This window comes from bacterium (assembly GCA_019695335.1).
Lineage (GTDB): Bacteria > CLD3 > CLD3 > SB21 > SB21 > JABWBZ01.
In genome coordinates this window covers 1-17653 of sequence record JAIBAF010000073.1, presented here as the reverse complement: position 1 = coordinate 17653, position 17653 = coordinate 1, and the positions used below count along the sequence as shown (strand labels likewise).

At 43.6% G+C, this 17653-nt stretch carries 15 protein-coding genes; 9 read left to right on the top strand and 6 right to left on the bottom strand.

The annotated features are described in order from the left end of the window. The first annotated feature begins 79 nt into the window (after positions 1-79). From K1X84_14610 to K1X84_14590, 5 genes are all read left to right on the top strand, one after another. Positions 80-1192, top strand: coding sequence for an ATP-dependent 6-phosphofructokinase (locus K1X84_14610; protein MBX7152858.1), 1113 nt, complete (start codon positions 80-82; stop codon positions 1190-1192). Positions 1193-1292: 100 nt separating this feature from the next. Next, positions 1293-1907 (top strand): hypothetical protein, encoded by a 615-nt coding sequence (locus K1X84_14605; protein MBX7152857.1) that lies wholly within the window; start codon positions 1293-1295, stop codon positions 1905-1907. Further along, the gene (locus K1X84_14600) at positions 1900-2193 is read left to right on the top strand and encodes a transcriptional regulator (protein MBX7152856.1); all 294 of its coding nucleotides are present in this window, start codon (positions 1900-1902) and stop codon (positions 2191-2193) included. Before K1X84_14605 ends, K1X84_14600 begins: the two co-directional genes overlap by 8 nt. A 25-nt stretch (positions 2194-2218) precedes the next feature. After that, positions 2219-2617, top strand: coding sequence for a VanZ family protein (locus K1X84_14595; protein ID MBX7152855.1), 399 nt, complete (start codon positions 2219-2221; stop codon positions 2615-2617). A gap of 5 nt (positions 2618-2622) precedes the next feature. Further along, entirely contained in the window at positions 2623-3909 is a 1287-nt protein-coding gene (locus K1X84_14590; protein MBX7152854.1) for an inner membrane CreD family protein, read from the top strand. A 46-nt stretch (positions 3910-3955) separates the two neighbouring features. Here K1X84_14590 and K1X84_14585 read toward each other — a convergent pair whose 3' ends face one another. The 5 genes from K1X84_14585 to K1X84_14565 form a co-directional block, all read right to left on the bottom strand. After that, on the bottom strand, positions 3956-7501 hold the full coding sequence (locus tag K1X84_14585; protein ID MBX7152853.1) for a hypothetical protein: 3546 nt from the start codon (positions 7499-7501) through the stop codon (positions 3956-3958). Between the two features lie 202 nt (positions 7502-7703). Continuing rightward, positions 7704-8402: a methyltransferase domain-containing protein gene (locus tag K1X84_14580; protein MBX7152852.1), complete on the bottom strand. Its 699-nt coding sequence runs from the start codon at positions 8400-8402 to the stop codon at positions 7704-7706. 3 nt (positions 8403-8405) lie between these two features. After that, a complete protein-coding gene (gene msrB, locus K1X84_14575) occupies positions 8406-8897 on the bottom strand; it encodes a peptide-methionine (R)-S-oxide reductase MsrB (protein ID MBX7152851.1) in 492 nt (163 codons plus the stop codon). Positions 8898-9013: 116 nt separating this feature from the next. Beyond that, complete coding sequence (locus K1X84_14570; protein ID MBX7152850.1) at positions 9014-11401, bottom strand: molybdopterin-dependent oxidoreductase; 2388 nt, start codon at positions 11399-11401, stop codon at positions 9014-9016. A 4-nt stretch (positions 11402-11405) separates the two neighbouring features. Then, positions 11406-11903: a (2Fe-2S)-binding protein gene (locus K1X84_14565; GenBank protein ID MBX7152849.1), complete on the bottom strand. Its 498-nt coding sequence runs from the start codon at positions 11901-11903 to the stop codon at positions 11406-11408. Positions 11904-12074: 171 nt separating this feature from the next. On the opposite strand from K1X84_14565, the gene K1X84_14560 reads away from it, so the two are divergent. Genes K1X84_14560 through nadA form a run of 4 tightly spaced genes read left to right on the top strand, consistent with a single transcriptional unit; the run spans position 12075 to position 16094 of the window. After that, positions 12075-12626 (top strand): RNA methyltransferase, encoded by a 552-nt coding sequence (locus K1X84_14560; protein ID MBX7152848.1) that lies wholly within the window; start codon positions 12075-12077, stop codon positions 12624-12626. Positions 12627-12642: 16 nt separating this feature from the next. After that, the gene (locus K1X84_14555) at positions 12643-13746 is read left to right on the top strand and encodes a Rieske 2Fe-2S domain-containing protein (protein ID MBX7152847.1); all 1104 of its coding nucleotides are present in this window, start codon (positions 12643-12645) and stop codon (positions 13744-13746) included. Between the two features lie 11 nt (positions 13747-13757). Continuing rightward, a complete protein-coding gene (locus tag K1X84_14550) occupies positions 13758-15101 on the top strand; it encodes an amino acid permease (GenBank protein ID MBX7152846.1) in 1344 nt (447 codons plus the stop codon). 21 nt (positions 15102-15122) lie between these two features. Next, positions 15123-16094, top strand: coding sequence for a quinolinate synthase NadA (gene nadA / locus K1X84_14545; GenBank protein ID MBX7152845.1), 972 nt, complete (start codon positions 15123-15125; stop codon positions 16092-16094). Positions 16095-16111: 17 nt separating this feature from the next. On the opposite strand, the gene K1X84_14540 is transcribed toward nadA, so the two are convergent. Continuing rightward, a partial coding sequence (locus tag K1X84_14540; protein MBX7152844.1) for a CRTAC1 family protein occupies positions 16112-17653 on the bottom strand: 1542 nt, incomplete at its 5' end.

Sequence of the window (17653 nt, the reverse complement as noted above, 5' to 3'; positions counted from 1 at the left end):
TTTTTGAGTCACCGTTTTGATTTTTACGCCGATTATAGTAACTTTCTCAAGAACTTTATGCTACGGAGGCTAGACAAACATGTCGAAAAAAGACGTTATCCGGCGCATTGCGATTAATACTGGAGGCGGAGACGCGCCGGGTCTCAATGCTGTCATTCGTGCGGCCGTATACGCTGCACTGAACCGGGGTTGGGAATGTTACGGAATCCGAGATGGATACAACGGCCTGTTTTTACCTGAACAATATCCTGAAGGTGGTTTGGTGCATCTGACGCGCGAGTCGGTGAAAAGTATTACGCATTTAGGCGGAACAATTTTGGGAACGACCAACCGTGGTAACCCCTTGCGTTATCCGGTCACTGAAAAAGACGGAAAGGTTCATGAAATCGATCGAACGGATGAGATTGTTTCAGGATTTCACGAAAATAATTTAGACGCACTGATTGCGATTGGCGGCGACGGCTCTTTGGAAATCGCCAATATATTGGCCCACAAAGGCTTGCGGGTCGTCGGTGTACCAAAAACGATTGATAACGATCTTGAAAAAACGGTTGTCACATTTGGTTTTGATTCCGCCGTATCGTTTGCAACCGAGTGTATCGATCGCCTTCATTCGACCGCTCAATCGCACCGCCGGATTATGGTCGTGGAAGTCATGGGACGTTACGCCGGTTGGATTGCTCTCAACGCAGGCGTCTCCGGAAGCGCCGATGTGATCTTGATCCCTGAAATTCCTTACGATATCGAAAAAATTGCTTCCATGATCAAAGCCAAACAACGGTATGGAAAAAAATATTTTATCGTTATCGTGGCCGAAGGTGCCAAACCTGCCGGCGGTTCTATTTCAGTAATCGATCATCCGACAGGCCGTCTTGAACGCCTGGGTGGCGCCGGCGATCGCGTAGCCAAGGATTTGGAAGACGCAACCGGTAAAGAGACTCGCGTCGTCGTATTGGGACATTTATTGCGCGGCGGTACACCAACAACTTCCGACAGGCTACTGGCTTTGCGTTTCGGTGCGGCGGCCGTTCGTGCACTCGAAGATGGCCGAAGCAATGTCATGGTTGCGCTCGATCCTCCGAATGTTCGTTACGTTCCGCTTGAAGAAGCAACTAAACGCATGAAATCCGTTCCTTTGGATTGCGATACAATTTTGACGGCACGCGATCTGGGTATTGCCTTCGGAGACTGACCCATCCCTTTTCCCATTTTCCACTTGACAACAACGTTTATTGCTTATATATTACAAATAACTTTGTTTTACAAAGTTATTTGTAATAAGGAGACTGTTTATGAATCCTCAAGATGCGCGCGCTCAGCTTGCATATATTCAGCAACTTTTAGAGCGATCCACTCAATATACCAATATTTCACCTTGGTCGGCTATCGGCCCCGGTATTTGCGGCACGACTGCGGCTGCCTATTCTCAATGGATCCTGGATAATTCTATGGCCTATCAGCATTACATTAGCGAATTAACCATAATTTGGTCGCTGAGTTTTGTAGCATCGATCGTATTAGCTGTAGGGTTCGCCATGCGCCGGGCAAGAGTCTTCAATGAAAAATTGTGGTCCACACCCGTGAAACATGGATTAAAAAATTTTATGATCCTCTTTTTTCTGGGCGCTGTCTGGACATTGGCCTGTGTGCAATATTCTTTTTTCTTTTTTATACCGTCGGGGTGGATGCTTTGCTATGGCGCCGGAATCTACGTCGGTAGTTTATATTCGCTTAACGAACTTAAATACCTTGCAATGGTATTCCTACTGACCGGAACTATTGCCGCATTCAATCCTTTTCTGAATTTTCTGATGCTCATGATTAGCTTTGGGCTCGGACATTTGCTATTTGGCTTCATAGTTTATTTTCGTTATACGCGCGTACAACATCTTAACAACCATGATTAACGCTTTCCATCAAATCGATGAAGTTATTCATCAAAAAGTCCGGCTGGGAATTATGTCGCTTCTTGCCGCCCATGATTCATCCGAATTTGTCGAACTGAAAGAACAGTTGCAGGTCACCGACGGAAATTTGAGTTCGCATATTGCCATGCTTGAAAAAAATAAATACCTGACTGTCAACAAATCCTTCGTTGGAAAAAGACCGCTGACAACTTTAAAAATTACGAAGAAAGGTCGTGAAGCTTTAGCTAAATATTTCGATTTATTAAAACAAATCTTAGAAGAATAACTTTGTGTTAAGCTATAGGCAGTTTATGAAAATGGGCATCTCATTTAATCGGCGCTGGAGTTGGTATTTCATATTGTATCTGATTTTTTGTGTGGTGATTGGTGCAAACGCATATCGAAACGGTTTACCGGCCGAATTATCGATCATTCCTTATTATGATACGATTGCACATTTTTTTTTGATAGGATGGTTAGGATTCCTGGCTCATAAAGCGATCAATGAACATTCGCTAGCGATCAAAAACTTTTCAATTGCACTTGGACCAATGGTCATTGCTTTCCTATCGATCATGGATGAAAGTTGTCAGACTCTGTCGCCTCATCGAACTTTCAGCTTGCTTGATTTAGCCATGAATTTATCCGGGATATTATTTTTTTACATCGTAAACAAGTTTCTTAATTATAGAAAATCATTAGTGGAGTAATACTCATGACACCCTTTCGCCTTATTGCAATTATCGGAATATTTTTCTGTACAATGATCGCTTGGTTTATACTAGGTGGCAGCATTAATATGCGTACGAGCGAAAAAACCATCCAACTTGGTCAACGAGTTGAGAACAACTGGGGTGGAATCCATACTCAATTGTCTCCTGAATTCTACTGGTATGAAACGCTTTACGATACAACAATGGAAACGTCCACTTCAGCCAACGGACAAACTATACGCCAGCAAAGAGTAACCACCCGAAAAGAAAAACGAAAACTCGAAGTGACTCGCAATGATATCACGGCAGATATCAAAGTCGATTATCGCCAAAAAGGTTTACTATGGTACAGCGTGTACGAAATAAAATTCAAGGGCTCTTTCAAAGTCGCTAATACCATGGCTTTAAATAGAGAAATCTTTATGCGGTTTGATTTTCCATCCCAAAACTCACTCTACGACGATTTTGTATTAACCGTAAACGGCCAAAGCCTGATGGACGAAGGATTGCAAAATACTGAAACGACTCAAGACGCTTATGGACAAACTCTTTCACAATTTCTCACCGCAAAAACTGAATTCAAGCCGAATGAAGAAAAAGAGTTTATAATCAGTTACCGTTCACAAGGCACTGGTTTATGGCAATTCAGTTTCGGCGATGGCACTAAGCGTGTAAAAAACTTTTCACTCAATGTCGCTACGCACTTCAAAGAATTTGATATTCCTGAATTTTGTACGTCTCCCAGTGAAAAAACCGAAACGGCCGACGGATGGAACTTGATATGGAAATATTCCGATGTTATTTCTAACATTAAAATCGGTATTGATATGCCTAAAAAGCTTAATCCGGGGCCAGTTGCAGAACGAATCAGTTTTTTTGCCCCCGTATCGCTACTCTTCTTTTTTACTATTTTGATTATTATAGGAGCGATTCAGGGTAATTCGATCCATCCGATGAATTACTTTTTTCTTGCAGCTGCGTTTTTTGCCTTTCACCTGCTATTCGCTTACCTGGTTGATCATCTTGAATTAGAATGGTCATTTGTCATTGCATCGGTCACATCGGTAATCTTAGTTTTTACCTATATGCGCTTAGTGATGAATATGGCATTTGCCTTAAAAGTTGTCGTGCCGACTCAGGTAATATATCTCGTTTTGTTTTCGTATTCGTTCTTTTTCGAAGGATACACCGGTCTGACCATTACAATTGGTGCAATTGTAACGTTGTTCGTCTTAATGCAAATGACGGCTAAAATTGATTGGTCGAAGGTGTTTGAAAAAAAATCTTAATGGCCCGATAAACAAAAAAGGCGGTTTACCCGCCTTTTTTGTTGTATCACCGATCCAGCGGTAATGAAAAACTAAACGTAGCGCCTTTACCTTTTTCGCTTTTCACCCACACACGCCCTCCGTGGAGTTCAACGATTTTTTTAACGATGGCTAATCCCAACCCGGTACTGCTTTCTTTACCGGTCGGCCTTGCACTGAGTTTTTTATAACTTTTAAAAACTTCTTTGAGATCGTTTTCGTCCAGTCCTTGTCCCGTATCCTGAACATGCGTAACAACTTCGCGTTTTATTCTTTCACAAAATACTCTTACAAATCCGCCCGGATACGTATACTTGATTGCATTACTGATGAGATTGTCCACTACTTCGGATATTCGAGAACGGTCGATAAGAACCGGCGGCAAATCAGGCATTTGATCGACGTGAAGCCGTATGTTCTTTTGTAAGGCAGCATGACGGTGCAGCTTTTCACATTCTTCAAGAACCTGTGTGAGATCTTCCTTCCAGAGATCCAGCCTGACTTTTTCAGATTCGATTGCCGACACATCGAGTAGTTTATTAACCATCCGTGACATGTCTCTGGCCACTTTGATAATAATCCCTAAATCTTTTTTAATGATTTCATAATCGTTTAAACCGGCATTTAAATTCTCAATCGTCATCTCAGAATAACCGATCACTGTTGTTAAAGGACTGCGCAGATCATGCGCTGCGATACCGATCAATTCGTTTTTCTTTTCATTTAAATTTTTCAATTCTTCCAGCATTCTGATTTTAATAAAAGCTGAAATAATGTGTCCCTTCAGATTGCTGATCAAGTCTTTATTCAGAGGGAAAAAACCTTCGGGGTCGGTAAAATTATCAAAAATGAGTAAGCCTTCAACTTTGTCTTTGACCGTAATGCGCATGACCATCAATGATTTAGATCTTGGCAAATGGGCAAATTTTTCTTCAGCTTTTCGACCTTGAATATCTTTGACAATAAAAATTTCATCGCCAAACTGCTGAGTATTTTCAATGTAACGGTTTTCCACTTCATCGACCGTTAATTCGATATCTTTTTCAAGTTCAAGATTGACTTCCGTGCTGGCTTTGAGTTTGAATGTTTGCGTATGATGGTCAAACACAATAGCTGTAGCTTTTTCGACGCCTCGGATTACTTTGGTCGCTTCTAAAATAGCCCTGAGCAGATCAATAATGTTAAGCTCTGAATTGATCGATTTGACTATCTGATTGAGTTTTTCCAGTTCTTCATTTTTTAAAGCAAGCTCGGACGTTTTTGATTCAAGCTCGTGTTTTTGGTTTAAAATTTCACCGGCGCGTTCACCAACTATCTTTTCAAGGCGCTTCTTTTCATATTCCAACTGTTCAGAACGCCAGCGTATGAAAAAATAAATCAGAGTTATAATCGCAATAGCCTGTAAAGCATATCCCCACCACGTTCGGTACCAAGGCGGCATAATAGAAAACGCATAAACACCTTCGCGTGTTTCACCAAGTAAACCACTGCGTGCTTTCACATGAAATTGATAATGCCCTTCAGGTAGGTTCGTATAATCTTTTTTGGTTTCACGGTTCCAATTACTCCAAGTGCGGTCAAACCCTTCGAGAAAAGTACTGTATTCGATTTTGACAAATTGATCATATTGCGGATAAGCAAATTCAAAACGAATACCCTCATTTTCATATGGAAGTGTTTTCGAATCTATTGGCGATCCGGCATAGATGGTTGAATCCTGTCCAATTGAAACGCGGCGAATTAAAACAGAACGTGCATCAGGAAATCGCCGGCGCTCGGAATCATATTGCACAATTCCATTGGCGCTGCACAACCACAAAATTTGTTCGTGATCAGGATAAAATTTAAATAAAGATAAATTATCCAAACGCAGGCTTCGGCGCGGGTCAGGACGAAATTTTCCTTCATCCATGATCAAAGCTGCAAAAGCCTTTTGAAATTCAGCACCGGCCCAAATTGTTCCATCGTCTTGGATCACTAATCGGTACACATCTTCGCGATCGCTTTTAAAAACTTCACTGAAACGTTGATCGGGTATAAATTTTTGAGAAGAAGGATCAAATGTAAAAAAGCCGGTTGCGGTTGTAAAAATAATTTCATCGTTATAGTCATAAGCAAAGGTATATCCCTCGGCCAAGCCGCTTTCTTTTCCAAATCTACGGACTGTGGATTTGTTTCCATTCCATTGAACGGAAAGTACACCTTGAATTTTAGTACCTAACCAAAGCGTCCCGTCGGCCGTTTCGGCAATCGTTTGAATTTCTTCGCTGATATCACCGATTTTTCCTTCATCAACCCATTGTCCGTCCCGGAAATAAATTGATGACAGTCCGTCCGTGCGACCAACCCAAATACGATTGGAATCTTTTTGTGAACGCCTCAGCTCAAATGTAACAGAAGGAATAATTAATTTAGAGCGATTATTTTGAATGGAATATAATCCGACACCTGTTCCGGCTAATATTTCACGCCCGTAACCCAGCAAGGCAAAACATTGCGCCTTAATGTCTGAAATCGGATTAGCATAAAAATAGCCGATTCTGTTTTCAGACTCCAATCCGTAAATTCCCAAGCTCGATCCGATATAGAGCTTGCCGTCACGACGCAAAATTGTTTCGACATTTATATTAAGTCCGGCGCGGTCATCAAAAAATCGTAACGGTGAAAACCAATCAACTTTGGCCACGCCATTACCCAATGCCAGCCAAATCGATCCGTCGCGATCGAGCATCAAATGCTTGACATTATCAGTCTGCAAACCTGATTTTTCGTCAATGATGTTTTCTATGTTTCCTTCATGATCAATAAAAATGATACCGCCGCGCAGTGTTGCGAAGACAAAACCTCGGCCCGGTAATGGCATACCATAATACAATTGTTTTTCAACAATCCAACGCGACGCTTCAGGCGCAAATGGCGTTATATGGCCATTATCGTATATCATCAATCCTTGTTCACGTGTCCCGATAATTTGGCGTTGGTCGTCATACGGCAGAATAGCAAAAACACGTTTATCGCCAAATAGTTCTCCATTCGGAATTAACTTCAACGAGTCCTTTTCAAGGACATATATTCCTAAATCTTTTTGTCGGATGTACAATTTGTCTTCAATGTAAAAAGAATTGTGGAATTGCGTTGAGGGTTTCCACGCTTTAAAGATTTGGCCATTCCAGAAAAAGAGATACTCGAAAGTTTGAAAATAAATGCCGTCCTTTGCGACAAAGGTTTTCCATACATCGGTATAAGGCATTGAATCGGGAATTTTTTTCCCGATTGAAAAATATGTCATCGCTCCGGTAGAATCCGGTGCGAGATATCCTACATCGCCTTTCCCGCCGACCCAAATGGTTCCGGTAGAGTCCATAGCAAGCGAACGGATGGGCGTTATTCCGCTTGTTTTGATTGTACGCCAAGTGCGTCCGTCATATTCCAATATGCCAAAACCATTGGCTACATAGATTAATCCTCTTCGGTCCTGTACGATCATCCAGTTCTGGATATAGCCGTTGTATTCAATAGCTCTAAAATTCTGAACTCCGGGAAGCCCGGTTTCCTGAGCCGGTAATCCGAACACCGGGAAAATCAATAACACTAGAAAAAATTTAAATGCACGTATTTTCAACGTTTATGCCCAATACTTTTACTAACAAAGTCTTCTTCTCATGAAATCGGCGCAATAGTAATGGAAAAGGAGGGGTAATACAAGGAAAAAATGAGGACGGAGGCGGAACCCCAATTGCGGTTTAAATACTAAAAATTTACATGTTTTTGATCATTTATAATTTTGTTGCCCAAATAATACCGGAACTTCCGAAACTCAAGTATTGACGATGGATGTTGTCAAAACCATGACGTTGCAGCGCTGCCGGAAAGTTATCAAACCACAACGTTTTTCTGATCAGCATCGTCAGACCTGCGTCAAAGACTTCTCGCCATTCCTGGAAAAAACGAATCCCGACAAAATTCATACACCTGTTATAAATATTCCAAATTCCACGCGCCAGCGGGTTCGGCGGCAAAGTAAAATCATGAAGAACGATTATTCCGCCGCTAATTACGTGAGGCATAATATTCGCCAGCATTTTATCGGGATCAACGTATTTGGGAATATAGGATGACACTATTGTATCGAATTGCCCTGAAAGTTTTACCGTTTCGGCATTGGCTAAAACAAATTGAGCCTTGATGCCGTTTTTTTTTATTCGTTCTTGATACACGTCAAGATAATCGGCGGTTATATCCACTCCGACAATCTCGGCTTCAGGAAACCGTTTGGCCAATCCCGTTGTGACAATGCCTGTGCCGCAGGCTAAATCTAAAATTCGTTTCGCGGTTCGGATACGCTGATACATCGCCCGTTTCCAATAATAATCAAGACCGAGCGTAAACCAATGTACAACGCGGTCATACGAATGTCCGGTACCCGGAAAGAACGCCCGGACGATCGCTTCGCGATCGGTAACAGGTTCCGTCATGATCTAATCTTTTTTGAACTCGAGTGCGGCCGAATTAATACAATAACGCAAACCCGTAGGTTTTGGGCCGTCATCGAATACGTGGCCAAGGTGTCCTCCGCAACGCGCACACAAAACTTCATCCCGTACCATACCGTAGCTCTTATCGGTTTCACCGCCTACAGCGTCTTTTGCAATCGGTTCATAGAAACTTGGCCAACCTGTTCCGGAATCAAATTTTGTTTTAGAACTGAACAAAGAAAGTTTACAAGCGGCACAAACATAAGTCCCTTCATCATGATTGTCCCAATATTTCCCTGTAAAAGCCCGTTCGGTACCTTTTTCGCGCATAATATAATACACGTCGGCGGGAAGTTCTTTTTTCCATTCATCGTTCGATTTCACGATTTTGTCCTTTCGTTCGGATGAATTTAACACGTCTTTTTGCTCGGATTTTTGTTCGGTTTGTGCTTTTGAACACGCAAAATTTGCTAAAAACAAGAATGTTAAAGCCATAGTTTTCAACATACGTTAACTCCGGTTTAAAAAAATAAAAGTTAGATACAGCCATGAATGCCTTATCTAACTCGATTTTTTAATTAAAATTTCACGAAAAAATGTTTTTCTTCGTTTTATGTCGTTTCCAGACTTTTAACTAATTTTTTGGCGCCAATGTCTCTGGTTTTCTTTTTGCCGTTATTGTCGCCGGCCTCGGTTTTTTCATCCAATAATTTGAGAATTTTTTCCGGCGTAAATGGCGTACTGTCGAGGCGTACTCCAATCGCATTGAAGATAGCATTGGCGATGGCCGGAATAGCAGCATGAAGCGGTCCTTCGCCGGCTTCTTTCGCCCCGAACGGTCCTTCCGGATCGATCGATTCGACAATGATCGATTCAATTTCCGGTGTATCTAAAATCGTCGGAATTTTATATTCAAGAATGGAGGGATTGCGATGCAATCCGTTTTTGTGGAAAATATGTTCTTCAAACAAAGCTTCGCCGACGCCCATGTATACACTGCCTTCGATTTGGCCTTCCACTATCAGAGGATTCAACGCCCGGCCACAATCATGCGCCGACCAGATTTTGTCCACGGTCACTTTTCCGGTTTCAACATCCAAAGTAATTTCGGCTATATGTGTTGAAAAAGAATACGAAGGCGAAGGTCCTGCACCGGATCCTTTGTATGTCCCGCCGATTTTGGGTGGTTTGTAACTTCCCGTCGCGCCGATCGTACCGAATGTCGATTCGGCCATATTTGCGGCTTCAACAAAATCCATAAATTTCGATGGATCCGATTTTGAAAAAATTAATCGGCGGCCGCAATCAAGATCATCTTTTTTAACACCAAGTTTTTTGGAAGCCATCTCAAATAATTGCGTCTTGATCAATTCGGCGGCCTGGATACAGGCATTGCCGGCCATGAACGTTACACGGCTTGAATAGCTTCCCAAATCAACCGGCGTGAGATGCGTATCGGTTTGGCATACGTGTACATCAGTAACTTCAACACCCAACACTTCTGCAGCGACGTAAGCAAGCATGGAATCCGAACCTTGTCCGATATCCGACGCTCCGCAAAAAACCGTCACACCGCCGCCACGATCAATTTTTATTTGCACGCCGGAATGGGGCATATCATTCCAGATAATCGATTTGCCCGCTCCGCTGATATACGTACTGGCGGCAACACCAATGCCTTTTCGAATAATTTTTCCGGATTGATTTTTAAATTCGCGAAATTTCATCTCCCAGCCTGAACGTTTACGCGTATTTTCCAGACAGTCTTTGATGCCGCACGATGTGACGCGAAAACTATTGACGGTCATTGTGTTGGGTTCAATCGCATTTTTCAAACGAAGTTCGATTGGATCGATGCCGAGTTTTTCGGCAATTTTGTCCATCTGGCATTCCATTGCAAATCTCGGCTGCACGGCGCCGTGACCGCGTTTCGGACCGCCGGCAGGTTTATTGGTATAAATCCGGTACGCATCAAATTTGAAACGTTTTACTTTATAAGGCAGCGTTAAAAACACGCCCGAGTAATAGGTCGTGACCAACCCGTAACTGCCGAATGAACCGCCGTCCAAAAACGTACGCATGTGAATGCCGGTCAAAGTTCCGTCATTTTTTACGCCGGTTTTCAAAATCATTTTCATAGGCTGACGGCCGCGGTGCGCATAAAACACTTCTTCGCGCGAATATAAAAATTTGACAGGCCGGCCAGTTTTTTTTGAAAGCCACGCGGCACAAAATTCAAGTGCAAACGGTTCAGACTTGCCGCCGTAACCGGCGCCGATATGCGGTTTGATGACGCGAATATGACTGCGAGGCATTTTCAAAACTTTGGCCAGTGCGACATGTAAATAATGCGGTGTCTGCGTCGACGACCAAATCGTGAGCCGGTTGTTTGTCCACTGACCGATAGCGCAATGCGGTTCGAGAGGAACGTGCGTATTGCCTTCGAAAAAATATTCATTCTCCATGACAAAATCCGCTTCTGCAAATCCTTCTTCGACGTTACCGAATTCCTGATGAACTTCTTTCATCACGTTGGCTAATTTCGTATGCTCATGGATTTTAGGAATGTCCTCACGAAAACCGTCTTCAATAGTAAGGCAAGGTTTCAATACTTCATATTCGACTACGATGAGTTCGCAAGCGCGTTCTGCCGTTTCCTCGTCGATGGCCGCTACGGCAGCGACTTCATCGCCGATATACCGGACTTTATCAATGGCCAACACGGTTTCATCTTGTGAAGCCGGAAGCACTCCGTACATTTCGGTTAGCTCGCTGCCCACCATCACCGCTTTGACGCCGGGTAATGCCTCGGCTTTGCTGGTATCAATCTTCTTAATGAGTGCGTGCGGATGGGGGCTTCGCAGAATTTTTCCGATCAGCATATTGGGCAATACAAGATCGTCGGTAAAAAGCGCACTGCCATTGGCTTTCTCGAATCCTTCGATTTTAGGAAGGCGATTGCCAATGATCGAAAATTTTTCTTTTTGAGGTTTGATCATGCGATTACCCTTTATGACTTATTGCAGTCTGCTCATCCTTCATTAATTCAATCGCTTCTTTCATAGCGCTGATAATTTTAGTGTAACCGGTGCAACGGCAGATGTTCCCTGAAAGTGCTGTTTTAATTTCTTCTTCCGTCGGATCAGGATTGCGATCGAAAAGCCACTTGGCTACAACCATAAATCCCGGCGTACAGTAACCGCATTGCGATGCGCCCTGATTATTCCACGCGATTTGAACCGGATGCGGCTCGTTGTGGCGGGCGATACCTTCAACGGTAATAATTTCTTTGCCAACGCAATCCATGGCCAGCGTAATGCACGCCTGAATCGGCACGCCGTCAATCAACACGGTACATGCGCCGCAATCGCCCATATCGCAGCCTTGTTTACTTCCGGTCAGATGACATTCATATCTCAAGGCCTCCAGCAATGTTCGATTGGGCGCAACCGCAATTTCAAAAAGATCACCGTTTACTTTCAGCGTAATCAACGATTTCATGAGCGCTCCGGCAGAATGAGAATAAATAACGATGTTTTCAGAATGATTAAAATGTTAGTGAATTGTTCGTTGAATATCAATATTTTGTTTGCTGATAATGCGGCTTTTTTGCTCATTTTTACAGACCCCTTTATTGCATTTCAAAAACGCATGGCGTAAATTGCCGGCCTTATGAATCCAATCCGCAAACTTGTATACGATGAAATTAAAAGTCAGCGCCATTCTGCAGAGGAATTAAAAACGCAGGCGCGTTTCCCGATTTATGTTGTTCTTGAAAATATCCGCAGTATGTATAATGTCGGAGCTGCTTTCAGAACCTCCGACGCCGCACGCGTGCAGGAATTAATTCTATGCGGATATACGGCTTGCCCACCACGTAAAGAAATTGAGAAAACGGCGCTTGGGGCAACCGAAACCGTGCCATGGCGGCACTTCAAAACCGGATTAGAAGCCGTTCATTGGCTGCGTGAACAAGGCATCAAAGTCATGGTTCTCGAACACACGGATCAAAGTCAAAACCTCATGACGATGGATTGTCCATTTCCAATTGCGCTCGTAATCGGTAATGAAGTTGACGGCGTCAGTGAAGAAGTTGTTGGCGCTGCCGATATGGCCTGCGAGATTCCAATGTATGGTATGAAACAATCTTTGAATGCAGCCGTTGCCTATGGCATTGCGGTGTTCCAATTGGTCGAAAAATTTCAACGCAATAAAGTTTTATAATTCCGGAGAACCTGTCATGCGTTTTTCACCGAACGATCTGAAAATTAAGTCGCTGGCGCGGGCTGAAACTATTCCATCGGATTGGTACACGCATCCGGCTATGCATGCTATAGAGCGGCAATGGATTTTCGGAAAAACATGGCAATATGCCGGCCATGTTTCAAGGCTGCCCAATCCCGGCGATCACATTATCGCAACCGTTGCCGATAATCCGGTGCTGATTGTCCGTACAACCGACGGACTGTTGCGGGCATTTTACAACGTATGCCGTCATCGTGGCGGACCGATCGCCGTCGAAGATGGCTGCGGCGCCAAAGCGCTCCAATGTAAATATCACGGATGGACTTATACTCTCGACGGCCATCTCCGTGGCGTTCCGAAATTCGATCGTACGGAGCTTTTTGATAAAAAAGATTACGGCCTGACCCCTGTTAATCTTGATGTCTGGGACGGATTGATATTCGTTAATCTCGACAAAAAGCCGGAGCCTCTTTTGAAATTTTACCACGGAATTTCAGAACGTATCCATCCACTCCAACTCGCCCCGATGAAATTCTATCAACGCATTGTCTACGACGTGCAGTGTAACTGGAAAGTTTATGCCGATAATTATCTGGAAGGTTATCACCTGCCATTTGTTCATCCTGAATTATGCAAACTGCTCGATTACGCCCAATACGAAACGGAAACGTTTAATTTTTATTCGCTCCAACACAGTCCCATTACTCCGGAGGAAAACATTTATACCTCAGGCGCCGGAACGGCATTTTATTATTTCATTTTCCCTAATTTCATGCTCAATATTTTACCCGGAAGGCTCCAGACTAATTTGATTTTACCCTTAGCGCATGATCGCTGCCGAGTGGTTTTCGATTATCATTATAGTGATACGGAATCGGAAAGTGCCCGAAAAAAAATTGACGATGATTTGAAGTACAGTGACTGGGTTCAACACGAAGACATTACCATTTGCGAACACGTCCAAAAAGGCTTGAATTCAGAAGCGTACACCAAAGGTCGTTTTTCAGTTGAAATGGAAAATGCCGTCCACCATTTTCAATCACTGTTAAAAACTTATTACAAAAAATCGCAAAACCGACGAACCAAACGTAACTATTAAACGAGAGTTACTTGCAAAAAGAATTACCACAATCTCTTTCGCTGTTGGATGCGACCATGATCAACATCGGAAGCATGATCGGATCCGGAATTTTTATAGTTCCGGCTTCAGTCGCCTTATATCTGGATTCGTCGCTCTTAATTATCGGAGTGTGGATTTTCGGTGGTATTATCAGTCTATGCGGCGCATTGTCAATTGCAGAACTCGGTGCAATGATGCCGAAAGCCGGCGGTCAATATGTTTATCTCAGCAAAGCGTACCATCCGCTATTCGGTTTCCTCTACGGTTGGACTAATTTTGCCGTTATCATGACCGGCTCGATCGCTGCCGTTGCCGTCGGATTTGCAACGTATCTCGGACATTTTGTTTCGCTGAATCCGATTGAAATCAAAACGGTAGCAATGTTATCCATTCTGTTACTCACGGTCATCAATTGTCTCAGCACACGATTCGGAGCAATGTTCCAAAACGGATTTACGACTGTAAAAATGTTATGCCTCGGCGGCCTGATCATTTTACCTTTTATTTCAAATGGCGGTTCATGGTCACATTTTTCACCTGCATTTTCACATCATTCCTTCACCGAATTAATCGCGCCGCTCGGTCTTTCGATCGTTGCCGTGCTGTGGGCGTATGACGGCTGGATTGAAATCACGTATGTGGCCGGTGAGGTTATCGAACCTCAAAAAAATCTGCCGCGCTCGTTGATCCTATCGACGTTGGCTATGATCGGTTTGTATACGCTGATCAATGTAGCCTATATTTACGTTTTATCACCAGCTGGAATGAGTAAAGCACCTATGGTCGCATCGGAGGCGGCGATAATCGTTTTGGGTACCGGAGGTGCATCGCTCGTTGCCATATCCGTGATGATTGCCATGTTCGGAGCCAATAACGGTTTTGTATTTACCGGAGCGCGGATTTATTACGCTATGGCAAAAGAAAGATTATTTTTCCGACCCGTTAAACGCATTCACCCGACATTCGATACACCCTATATTTCTTTGATCGCACAAGGCGCGTGGGCGTGTGCATTGATTTTTACGGGAACTTTTGAACAACTTTTTACTTACGTCGTTTTTGCATCATGGCTTTTTTACGCCATGTCTTGCGGAGCTGTTTTAATCCTGCGCCAAAAGGCCGCTGATTTACCGCGCCTTTATCGGACGTGGGGCTATCCATGGACACCGGTAGCATTCATTTTGTTTTCGTTGTTTTTGGTTATTAATACTTTAATCGAAGATCCGCGCGACGCATTGATAGGACTGGGGATTATTTTAATGGGCGTGCCGTTGTATGTATACTGGAGCAGAAACTCATTAACTGAAGCTGCTGAAGATCCTTCGATCGAATAATTATTTGGAAAGACTATATGTATGAGAATTGATATCAATGATAAAATTCTGACCGAATCCGATGTCGATCCGTCGTTGGATCTTTATGAAGAAATTGCGCGGTTGAAAAGAGAAATGAACGCGGTTTTGCTGGCTCATTATTATCAGGAATCGGAAATTCAGGATATTGCGGATTTTGTCGGGGACAGTCTTGAATTGGCAAGGCGAGCCGCTTCCACAAAAGCCGACGTGATCGTTTTTGCCGGCGTTCATTTTATGGCTGAGACAGCAAAAATACTGAACCCCAATAAGTTAGTGCTGTTGCCGGATCTCAACGCCGGATGTTCCCTGGCGGACAGTTGTCCGGCCGATCAATTCAAAAATTTTCGCGATCAACATCCGGATCATCTGGCGATCACCTATATCAATTGTTCAGCTGACGTCAAAGCGTTGAGCGACCTGATCTGCACGTCGAGCAATGCAGAAAAATTAATCGCTCAAATTCCCAACGATCAACCGATTTTATTTTCTCCTGATAAAAATCTTGGCGCGTATATTATGAAAAAAACCGGAAGGCCAATGGCTTTGTGGCAAGGCTCATGCCAGGTACACGAGATTTTTTCCGAAAAGAAAATCGTGCAAATTAAAGTTTCACACCCAACCGCCAGTTTGATCGCTCATCCCGAATGCGTCGATTCGATCCTGAATATGGCCGATTTCATCGGATCAACCAGTGCACTGCTCAAGCATGTGCAAATGTCGCCGGCAAAAGAATTCATAGTCGCCACCGAAGCCGGCATCATTCATCAGATGGAAAAAGCTTGCCCAGAAAAAACATTCATTGCCGCGCCGCCTAACAATAATTGTGCGTGCAACGAATGTCCGCACATGAAATTAAATACACTTGAGAAATTATACCTCTGTATGAAAAATCGTATGCCGGAAATCACGCTTCCTGAAGATATCCGTATTCGCGCCCTCAAACCTATTCAGCGAATGCTGGAAATGAGTTAAGACGCGCTTTTTATTCATTACTTGATTCCCTCTCCTTCCGTCGCTACCAAAAATTGATCCGCTTTAACATTTTTGAAAGCTTCCGTTTTCCCTGAAGGCCATAAAATGGTAACTTCATCGATCATTTTGGTTTGTCCAAACCCAAAATGAACGCGTAGATCGTTTTGTCCATTGAAAGTATTTTGCGCGGAAATTTCGCGTATTTGCATGACGGTTTTCCCGTTGATCGTTGCTTTGGTTTTGATTTTTGTTCCGAGCGCCGATCGGTTCGAGGTTTTGCCGATGCATCGGATATTGATCCAGTGATTGGTTTTATCCAGATCGTTGCGGAAGAGCCAATCAGGAACGGGACGGGGCGGCTGACCCTGACGAAACATAAGTTTGGTCGCCACAAATAAATCCAGGTCGCCGTCATTATCGTAATCGCCGGCTGTAGCACCCCAGCAAATGGTCGAATCTGCTTCACTAGCCGGTGTAACGATACTTTCGAAAGTACCATCGCCATTATTTCGATAATATTTGTTTGCAGTACGACGCCCACCATTGGCAACGTAACAATCCAGATCACCGTCGTTGTCATAATCGCCCCATACATTGGCTAATGAAATATCGACATCCGTGACAATCGGTCCTGCATCCATAACGCGTATGAATTTTCCACCTTCATTCCGATACAGACGATTCGCCATCCCAGTCGGTGCAAAATAATTGGTCATGTAGGCATCAAAATCGCCGTCGTTGTCATAGTCGATCCAGTTCCATATTTGTCCGTCCAACGAATCCGTTGCAATTAAACTGTCCGTGATCGGCTGAAACGTTGCCTTTCCGGTTTCTTTCAACATATTTTTAAAATGGAAATCCGTTGCCAGGGTTCCATTTGCCGGGCCGCTGCCGATAAACAAATCGATATCGCCATCCTGATCGTAATCGGACCACGTTCCTACGGTAAACGGCGCTGTATTGGCTGTGATCGGAGTGTTGTTAATCTCGGCAAACGTACCGTCGCCATTGTTATGAAATAAAAAATTGCTCGACGCCGGCGTTCCCACGAAATTAAACGGATGAATGACTACGAGATCGACATGACCATCATTGTCATAGTCTCCCCACGCGCCGGCCCATCCAAGAATTACTTCATTCCATGGAAACCACGACTCGTTGCGGCGAAACCCGCCTCTGCCATTGCCGTTGTACACCATACTGCCCATACGTGTAAAACCACCAGCCATGAGAACATCGAGGTTACCATCGTTATTAATATCGGCCCAGGAAGTTCCAAACCATCCGCTGGCAATATTCACTAACTCACCGGAAGTAATTTTTGTGAACAGATCATTGCCATCGTTGCGATACAAAGCGGCAAAATTATTTGGAGCAGTTGCACCAACGGTAAAAATGTCAAGATCGCCATCATTGTCATAATCGATCCACGCAGCCCCGTTATGATCCACCGAATCAGCCACAAAAGCGCCTTTGGTAATTTTTACAAAATTCTGCGCATAGACCTCTGATGAAACCAGTATTGAAAAAGGCTGAAAAACTACGATAAGACATGATGA

Coding starts and splice junctions, on each gene's coding strand:
- msrB (MBX7152851.1), bottom strand. CDS start 8,897: ATGGCTTTAACATTCTTGTTTTTAGCAAATTTTGCGTGTTCAAAAGCA.
- nadA (MBX7152845.1), top strand. CDS start 15,123: ATGAGAATTGATATCAATGATAAAATTCTGACCGAATCCGATGTCGAT.
- K1X84_14570 (MBX7152850.1), bottom strand. CDS start 11,401: ATGATCAAACCTCAAAAAGAAAAATTTTCGATCATTGGCAATCGCCTT.
- K1X84_14565 (MBX7152849.1), bottom strand. CDS start 11,903: ATGAAATCGTTGATTACGCTGAAAGTAAACGGTGATCTTTTTGAAATT.
- K1X84_14600 (MBX7152856.1), top strand. CDS start 1,900: ATGATTAACGCTTTCCATCAAATCGATGAAGTTATTCATCAAAAAGTC.
- K1X84_14605 (MBX7152857.1), top strand. CDS start 1,293: ATGAATCCTCAAGATGCGCGCGCTCAGCTTGCATATATTCAGCAACTT.
- K1X84_14560 (MBX7152848.1), top strand. CDS start 12,075: ATGAATCCAATCCGCAAACTTGTATACGATGAAATTAAAAGTCAGCGC.
- K1X84_14610 (MBX7152858.1), top strand. CDS start 80: ATGTCGAAAAAAGACGTTATCCGGCGCATTGCGATTAATACTGGAGGC.
- K1X84_14590 (MBX7152854.1), top strand. CDS start 2,623: ATGACACCCTTTCGCCTTATTGCAATTATCGGAATATTTTTCTGTACA.
- K1X84_14555 (MBX7152847.1), top strand. CDS start 12,643: ATGCGTTTTTCACCGAACGATCTGAAAATTAAGTCGCTGGCGCGGGCT.
- K1X84_14595 (MBX7152855.1), top strand. CDS start 2,219: ATGAAAATGGGCATCTCATTTAATCGGCGCTGGAGTTGGTATTTCATA.
- K1X84_14580 (MBX7152852.1), bottom strand. CDS start 8,402: ATGACGGAACCTGTTACCGATCGCGAAGCGATCGTCCGGGCGTTCTTT.